The following is an 8094-nucleotide window of genomic DNA, read 5'->3' as shown; positions in this document are numbered from 1 at the left end:
TACGGGTACGTCCAGACCTCGCGCCTGGACCAGCTCGGCTCGTACTACCTGCCCTTCAACCTCGACCAGGGTCGCCCGATCCCGGGCTGGATCATGGGCAAGGTCGTGCCCGGTGCGACCTCGGTGGCCGATCTCTGGCAGATGCGCGCCGTGGTGGTCTCGGTCCTCGCGCTGAGCGGCGTCGCCGCTGCCCTCATGGTCCTGGTGATGACCCGCACGGCGAGCAGCTGGACGCGCTACCCGGCGGCGCTCGTCGTGGGCCTGACCCCGATGCTGCTCACCGCCTCGCCGTCGACCGCCACGTGGGCGATCCTGATGGGCGCGATCCACTCCTACGCCACCGCGGTGGTGGCGGGCCTCATGGTCGGCTGGCGCCACCGGTTGTGGTGGCTGGCCTCCGGCGCCCTCCTGCTCGTGACGGCCTTCAGCTACCAGCAGGTCGTCACCGTCGCGATGCTGCCGGCCTTCCTCGTGACCGCCGCGGACCTCGCGCAGCGGCGCACCGTCCGCTGGTGGCGTCCCGTGGTCGTCGGGGTGATGGGCGTCGCGGCCCTCGCGCTCAACACCGTCTACATCCTCAGCCGTGACGGCGTCGGTGCGTCCCGCATCGGGCAGGGCACGTGGTCCGAGCGGATCGACTGGTACGTCCACAGCTTCCTGCCCGTGGCGTTCGACCTCCACGTCCCGTCGACCGGCGACGGCGCGGTCTGGTCGCTCGTCCTCGCGCTGGCGCTCGCCTGCACCCCGCTCCTCCTCGGCCTGCGCCACGCCGTCCTCCCCGCCGCCGTGGTGCTGGCGACCCTCGCGAGCGCGGCCGCCGTGCTGCCCCTGGAGATGTGGGCGAGCTACCGGGTGGCCGCCCCCACGCAGTTCAGCCTCTGGGTGGGCGTGGCCGCGTGCGTGGCCTACACCACCGCGTACGTCGCGTGGCGGGCCGTCGCGGCCGTCGGGGTGGTGGGCGGCGCGGTGCTGGTCGCCCTCGGGCTGACGACCGCTCACACCCGGGCGGTCGACTACCTGGCGGCGCCGAACGCCCGCGACTGGGCCAACGTGCGCTGCCTGATGGGCGACGGCAAGGACTTCGACCCCGCGAAGAAGTGGTACACCTCGCCCTTCTCGGTCAGCACGAGCCCGGTCATCACCACCGACGAGTACGGCATCGTGGGCTCGCTGGTCCAGTGGTCGCTGCAGGCCGAGCTGTGGCTCGCCCAGGACGCGGTCGACGGGCCGGGCCTGCCGTCGTGGACCGGCACCAACGCCGACGTGGTCCAGCTGGTCGACCCCGCCGAGCCGGACCGCGAGCTGTTCCCCGGGGACGCCTGCGCCCGCTGAGGGCCGGCGTCCGACCTACTGCGCCTTCTCGCCGCGGGCCGCCTTCTCCGCCGACGTCGCCACCCGGGCCGCCCGGGTCTCGGGCCGCTTGGCCAGCACGATCCAGGTGAGGATCATCTTGCGCGCGGAGGGCGACCACGAGTCCCAGTGCTCGCGGGCGCCGGGGTGCGCGTCGAGCGCGGCCTGCAGGTCGTCGGGGACCACGCCGTCCTCGACCTCGTCCATCAGCGACCACATGCCGCTCTCCCTGGCCAGCGCGACGGCGGAGGCCCCCGCGGCCTCCATCAGCCCGGCGACCTCGAGGTCGGCGACGCGGCCCTTGTTGATGCGGGTCCACATGCTCCCGCGGCGGCGCGGGGCGAACCACATCATCGTCCGCGCCTCGTCGAGAGGTCGCACGGTGGAGTCGACCCAACCGAACCGCAGCGCCTCGCGGACCGCCTCGTCGTAGGAGAAGGGTCGCTCGACGGCGCGGCGCGGGCTGACGAGCCACACGCCCTGCGGCTGCTCGTGGTGCGCGCGCAGCCAGTCGCTCCACTCCTGCACGCTCGCGGGCTCGAGGCGCTCCGCGTCGTCCATCACGCCCATGGCGACAGGCTAGGGCGCGGCACCGACAGCCGTCAGGGTCGGCGCGTCCCACATGCGGGGACCCGCCACGTCGTCCCGGTGCTGTGGGTACAGTGGGCGGCGCACAGCGTCGTGCAGTCCCGGACACATCCCCAGATCTCTCGAGGACCCCGCTGTGAACGCACCCGCCAAGCCTGTCGTGCTGATCGCCGAAGAGCTCAGCCCCGCCACCATCGAGGCGCTCGGCCCCGACTTCGAGATCCGCCACTGCAACGGCGCCGACCGCGCCGAGCTGCTTCCCGCGATCGCCGACGTCGACGCGATCCTGGTCCGCTCCGCGACCAAGGTCGACGCCGAGGCGCTCGCCGCGGCGCAGCGGCTGAAGGTCGTCGCCCGCGCCGGTGTCGGCCTCGACAACGTCGACGTCAAGGCAGCCACCCAGGCCGGCGTCATGGTCGTCAACGCCCCGACCTCCAACATCGTCAGCGCCGCCGAGCTCGCCGTGGCGCTCATGCTGGCCGCCGCCCGCCACGTCAGCCCGGCCCACGCCGCGCTCAGGAACGGCGAGTGGAAGCGCTCGAAGTACACCGGCATCGAGCTCTACGAGAAGACCGTCGGCATCGTCGGGCTGGGCCGCATCGGCGTGCTCGTCGCCCAGCGGCTCAGCGCGTTCGGCATGAAGGTCATCGCCTACGACCCCTACGTGCAGGCCGGCCGCGCCGCACAGATGGGCGTGCGCCTCGTCGACCTCGACACGCTGCTCGCCGAGTCCGACTTCATGAGCGTGCACCTGCCCAAGACCCCCGAGACCGTCGGCCTGATCGGCGCCGAGCAGCTCGGCAGGGCCAAGCAGAGCCTGGTGCTCGTCAACGCCGCACGCGGCGGCATCGTCGACGAGGCGGCGCTCTACGACGCGTTGAAGAACGGGCAGGTCGCGGCCGCCGGCCTCGACGTCTTCGCGACCGAGCCCTGCACCGACAGCCCGCTCTTCGAGCTGGAGAACGTCGTCGCCACGCCCCACCTCGGCGCCTCCACCGACGAGGCGCAGGAGAAGGCCGGCATCGCGGTCGCGCGCTCGGTGCGCCTGGCGCTCAGCGGCGAGCTCGTGCCCGACGCGGTCAACGTGCAGGGCGGCGTGATCGCCGAGGACGTGCGCCCCGGCATCCCGCTCACCGAGAAGCTCGGCCGCGTGTTCACCGCGCTGGCCGGCGAGGTCGCGCAGCAGCTCGACGTCGAGGTGCGCGGCGAGATCACCGAGTACGACGTCAAGGTCCTCGAGCTGGCCGCGCTCAAGGGCGTGTTCGCCGACATCGTCGAGGAGCAGGTTTCCTACGTCAACGCCCCGCTGCTGGCGGCCGAGCGCGGCACCGAGGTGCGGCTGGTCACCGAGTCGGAGAGCCCCGACCACCGCAACCTCATCACGCTGCGCGGCACCCTCGCCGACGGCACCCAGGTCTCGGTGAGCGGCACGCTCGTCGGGCTGGCGCAGAAGGAGCGGCTGGTGGAGGTCAACGGCTTCGACGTCGACATCGAGCCGACCACCCACCTGGCGTTCCTCACCTACGAGGACCGTCCGGGCATGGTCGGCACGGTCGGCGGCATCCTCGGCGACGCCCAGGTCAACATCGCCGGCATGCAGGTCTCGCGCCAGGACAAGGGCGGCGCCGCGCTCGTCGCGCTCAGCGTCGACTCGGCCATCCCGGCCGAGACCCTCGCTCAGATCGACACCGCGATGCAGGCGGTCGCGGTGCGCGCCGTCGACCTGTCCTGACCCGCCCCTCCCGCTAGGCCACCACCACCCGGCCGGCGCCGCTCCTCGACCCCGGTCGGTGCGGCGCCGGCCGGTCCGTGCGTGCGACGTGGTCCCACGCCGCGGCGAGGCGGCGCACGGCCTCGGTGAGCGTCTCCGGTGACGCCGTCCACGGGATCCGGACGAACCGGTCGAGGCCGCCCTCGACGGCGAAGACGGGCCCGGGTGCGAGGACGACGTCGCGCCGGGCCGCCTCCTCGGTGACGGCGGTGCCGAGCGGGGCCGGCAGCTCGCACCACAGCGCGAGCCCGCCCTCGGGCACGCGGAAGCGCCAGTCCGGGAGGTGGGTGCGGACCGCGTCGACGACGGCGTCGCGTCCGGCGGCGAGCCGCTCGCGGTGCACCGGGAGCACCTCGTCGGCCCGGTCGAGCAGGTCGCACAGGACGAGCTGCTCGAGCACGGGCGCGCCGAGGTCGAGCCCCACCCGCGCCTGGAGCAGCCGGTCCATGTGCGCGAGCGGCGCTCGCACCCAGCCCAGGCGCAGGCCGCCCCAGAACGCCTTGCTCGCGCTGCCGATGGTGATCGCGCCGTCAGCGGAGGACGCGAGGGGGCGCGGCATCGCGGCGGCGAGTGCAGGGGAGTGGGCCAGCGCCTGGTGGGCCTCGTCGACCACGGCGACGGTCCGCGTGCGGGCGAGCGCGAGCGCGAGCTCCTCGCGCTGCGCGTCGGGCATGAGGTGGCCGGTGGGGTTCTGGAAGTCGGGGATGAGGTACGCCAGCCGCGGCGAGGTCTGGCGCAGGGTCGCCGCCAGGGCGTCGAGGTCCCAGCCGTCGGGGTCGACCGCAGCCGGCACGAGCCGGGCGCCGGCGTGGCGCACGGCCTCGGTGGCGTTGGGATAGGTCGGCGACTCCACCACCACGCGCTCGCCGGGCGCGGTGAAGGCGCGCGCGACCACGGACGCCGCCGCGAGGGCACCGGCTGTCACCATGACCTGCTCGGGCAGGGTCGGCAGCCCGCGCGCGTCGTAGCCCGCCGCGATCCGCGCCTGGAGGGCCGGCATGCCGAGCGGGAAGTAGCCCGGTCCGCCGAGGTAGGCCGGCAACTGCTCGGTGGCGCGCTGGTAGGCCTCCATCAGGCCGGGCGGCGCGGAGTGGGCCGCGCAGTTGAGGTCGATCACGTCGTCGCCACCGGTGCCGGGCATCAGCGCGCGGTCGTGGGCGCGCCGGCGCCCACCGGGGACGCGGGTGAAGGTGCCGGCACCGCGCCGCGCCTCGGCGTACCCGGTCTCGCGCAGCACGTCGTAGGCCCGGGTGACGGTCGTGCGGGACACGTCGAGCACGGCGGTGAGCTCGCGCTCGCTCGGCAGCCGGACGTCGAGGCCGATGCGGCCGTCGCCGATCAGCACCCTCACCCGGTCGGCGAGGCCGACGTAGGCCGGGGTGCGGGGGAAGTCACCGACGAGGGTGGCCACGCGCTGGGCACTCACGGTCCGGCTCATGGTGGCCACCTTTGCACGATTGGCCATTCCGAACAATGCCAATCGGGGTCAGGATGGAGCCATGACCCGCGGCACCTCCCTCGAACCGGTCCCCGCCAGCACCTCACCGCGCAGCGTCCTGGTCGACCTCGGCCCGCTCGCGCAGCTGCGCGCCGGCCGCCTGGCGCGCCGGCTGCCGCAGCTCTTCGTCGGGCTGTTCCTCTACGGCGTCTCGCTGGCGATGATGGTGCGCGGCGGCCTCGGCCTGGCGCCCTGGGACGTGCTCCACTCGGGGTTCATCCGCCACGTGCCGATGACGCTGGGTCAGGCGGTCGTGCTGTTCAGCTTCGTCGTGCTGGTCCTGTGGGTCCCGCTGCGGGAGATGCCGGGGCTCGGCACGATCAGCAACGCCGTCGTCGTGGGGATGTCCGCCGACCTGACCCTCGCCACCCTGGAGCACCCGGACGCGCTCGTGGCGCGCACCGGCCTGATGCTCGGGGGCGTGGTGCTGTGCGGGCTGGCCAGCGCGCTCTACATCGGTGCCCAGCTCGGCCGCGGGCCCCGCGACGGCCTGATGACCGGGATCGCGCGCCGCACCGGGTGGTCGCTGCGGCTCGTGCGCACCGGGCTCGAGGTCGCCGTCGTCGCCATCGGTCTGCTCCTCGGCGGCGTGCTCGGGGTCGGGACGGTCGTCTACGCCCTCGCGATCGGCCCGCTGACCCAGCTGATGCTGCCGTGGTTCACCGTGGACGTGACGGCGCCCGACGCGCGCTGAGCCTCAGCGCGGCTGGGTCGTCGTCGAGGTCGGCGGCTGCTGGAGACCCTCGGAGGTCAGGAAGGCGATGACGCCGACGCTGACGAGCGAGGAGAGGAGCAGGCCCCCCTGGCCGAACATGAGCGGCAGGGCGGTGACCGCCCAGACGTCGAAGCCGCGGGCCACGCTGAACAGGACGCCGGTCGGCGCGCCGCCGGCGGGGGTGCTCACCATCGGGGCCGCGTAGTTCGGCGGCTTGCCGGTGATCCAGCGCACGGTCGCCGCCACGGAGGACAGTCCGCACCCGACGGCGAGGTCGAACGCCCGGCCGCCGGGGACCTCGTGCACCAGCGTCGGCGTGGTCGCGAGCGCGAAGAGCATCAGGGCGGTGCCCGGCACGACGAGGTGCGCGAGGAGCAGCGTCTGACGCCTGAACGGCATCATCCGCGCCAGTCCCTGGGTCCGGACGACGACCCGCAGCCCCGAGCAGAGCGCAGGGCCGCCGAGCAGGCCGATGAGCGTCGTCGCCAGCACGACCGCCCGGCCCGCGTCGGCCTCCGCCGCGGCGTAGGGCACCAGGACGAGCCCGGCCAGCAGCACGAAGGGCTGCGGCGAGCGGAGGGCGCGGCGCAGGTCGCGGTGCACCAGCGCGCGCCAGCCGAGCGGGCCGCCGGTGTGGCTGCGCACGTGGGCTCCACGTCCCCAGCGGCGGGCGAGCAGGACGTCGTACATCAGGCCGAGGTCGACCGACGACAGGGCGCCCGACAGGCTGGGGGAGAGGTGCTCGGTCTGGCCGAGGACGCGACGGGAGACCGAGCCGACCGCGACCGCCGCACGCCACGCGAGGAGGACCGCGAGGACCGAGGTCACGACCGCGACCACGAGGACGGTTCCTGGCGGCACGTCCGGCAGCCGACCGAGCTCGCGGGTCGCGGCGAGGCCGAGCACGGCCCACAGGGCCAGGGTGACCAGCCAGGTGAGCCAGCGCGAGACCGGGTCCTCCCGCACCTGCGACAGTGCCGCGACGCCGACGCACGCCAGCGCCGTGGTGCTGCCGGCGACGAGGTAGACGACCGCGTCGTGCCACGCGAAGCCGCCGAGCACCGCGGGAGCCAGCAGCAGGAGCGCCGCCCCGACCAGCGTGAGCGTCGCGGTGCGCAGCCACCCCGGTCGCAGCAGCGCGCCACGGTCGACGGGCGAGGTCAGCACCCACGCGTTGGCGGCGGGCGGGCTGAAGACGGGCCCGAGGAGGCGTGCCATGCCGAGCGCCAGCAGCGCCACGGCCAGCGCGACCAGCCAGGGGGCGGCCGAGCGGACCTCGCCGCAGCTGCCGGTGCAGGTCTCGTCGGCGAGGCGCCGCAGGTGGAGCACGACGTTGCCGGCCATCGCACCGACCATCACGACGCAGAAGAGGCCGACGTAGGCGTCGGAGAGGGCCTCGCCCCAGCTGAGCTCGGCACGCCCGCGGCGCCAGTCGCGGATCTCGCGCCGCACCTCGCGTGCGGTCGTGACCTCCGCGTGCCCCACGGGAGCGTCAGCCGACATCGGACGGCTCCGCCGCGCCCCCGAGACGGACCACCCGGTCGCACACGCGGGCCACGAGGCCGGCGTCGTGGCTCACCATCAGCACCGCGCCCCCGGCCTGCTTCTCCGCCACGAGTCGCTCGCCCAGCCAGGCCACGCCGTCGGTGTCGAGGCGGGCCTCCGGCTCGTCGAGCACCAGCAGCCGGCGGGGACGGACGAACGCGCTGGCCAGTGCGAGGCGGCGCCGCTGGCCGGACGACAGCGTCGAGGGCAGCTGGCCGGAGACCTCCATCAGGCCCACCTCGGCGAGCACGCCGTTGACGACCTCCTCGGCGTCCGGCTGCGCGTGCGCCCGCGCGACGAGGTCGAGGTGCTCGACCACGGAGAGGTCGGGGAAGAAGTCGATGTCGTCCATGACGACGGCCAGGTCGGCACGGATGCCGGGGAGGCGCTCGTCGAGGGGGTGGCCCGCGAGGGTGGACCCGCCCGCGTCGGCGTCGTCCGCGCCCACGATGCAGCGCAGGAGCGTCGACTTCCCGCTGCCGTTGGGCCCGACCACACCCACGGCCTCGCCGGAGCGGACGTCGAGGTCGACGCCGTCGAGGATCGTGCGGTCGCCGAACGCCCGGGTGATGCCCCGGACCGCGAGCAGCGCCGGCTTCGCGGTGCGGGGCTTCTTCCTGGCCATGC

7 protein-coding genes are annotated in these 8094 nt (G+C 74.4%); 3 read left to right on the top strand and 4 right to left on the bottom strand.

The window, feature by feature from the left end; all coding sequences use genetic code 11:
• A partial coding sequence (locus ACFFJG_RS03630) for a hypothetical protein (protein ID WP_378517243.1) occupies nt 1-1332 on the top strand: 1332 nt, incomplete at its 5' end.
• A 15-nt stretch (nt 1333-1347) separates the two neighbouring features.
• On the opposite strand, the gene ACFFJG_RS03625 is transcribed toward ACFFJG_RS03630, so the two are convergent.
• Nucleotides 1348-1920, bottom strand: a complete 573-nt coding sequence (locus ACFFJG_RS03625) for a YdeI/OmpD-associated family protein (protein WP_378517242.1) — start codon at nt 1918-1920, stop codon at nt 1348-1350.
• A gap of 154 nt (nt 1921-2074) precedes the next feature.
• Between ACFFJG_RS03625 and serA the strand changes: the two genes are divergently transcribed.
• Nucleotides 2075-3670 (top strand): phosphoglycerate dehydrogenase, encoded by a 1596-nt coding sequence (gene serA / locus ACFFJG_RS03620; RefSeq protein WP_378517241.1) that lies wholly within the window; start codon nt 2075-2077, stop codon nt 3668-3670.
• 13 nt (nt 3671-3683) lie between these two features.
• Here serA and yczR read toward each other — a convergent pair whose 3' ends face one another.
• Entirely contained in the window at nt 3684-5147 is a 1464-nt protein-coding gene (gene yczR / locus ACFFJG_RS03615; protein ID WP_378517240.1) for a MocR-like transcription factor YczR, read from the bottom strand.
• A gap of 61 nt (nt 5148-5208) precedes the next feature.
• Here yczR and yczE point away from each other — a divergent pair, with 61 nt between their 5' ends.
• Complete coding sequence (gene yczE, locus ACFFJG_RS03610) at nt 5209-5901, top strand: membrane protein YczE (RefSeq protein WP_378517239.1); 693 nt, start codon at nt 5209-5211, stop codon at nt 5899-5901.
• A gap of 3 nt (nt 5902-5904) precedes the next feature.
• Here yczE and ACFFJG_RS03605 read toward each other — a convergent pair whose 3' ends face one another.
• Both ACFFJG_RS03605 and ACFFJG_RS03600 read right to left on the bottom strand, forming a co-directional pair.
• The gene (locus ACFFJG_RS03605) at nt 5905-7425 is read right to left on the bottom strand and encodes a DUF6297 family protein (protein WP_378517238.1); all 1521 of its coding nucleotides are present in this window, start codon (nt 7423-7425) and stop codon (nt 5905-5907) included.
• A complete protein-coding gene (locus ACFFJG_RS03600) occupies nt 7415-8092 on the bottom strand; it encodes an ABC transporter ATP-binding protein (protein ID WP_378517237.1) in 678 nt (225 codons plus the stop codon). Before ACFFJG_RS03600 ends, ACFFJG_RS03605 begins: the two co-directional genes overlap by 11 nt.
• Between the last annotated feature and the right edge of the window lie 2 nt (nt 8093-8094).

Origin of the sequence: Nocardioides zeicaulis (assembly GCF_042432345.1) — a bacterium.
GTDB lineage: Bacteria > Actinomycetota > Actinomycetes > Propionibacteriales > Nocardioidaceae > Nocardioides > Nocardioides zeicaulis.
This window is presented reverse-complemented; position numbering and strand designations above follow the sequence as displayed.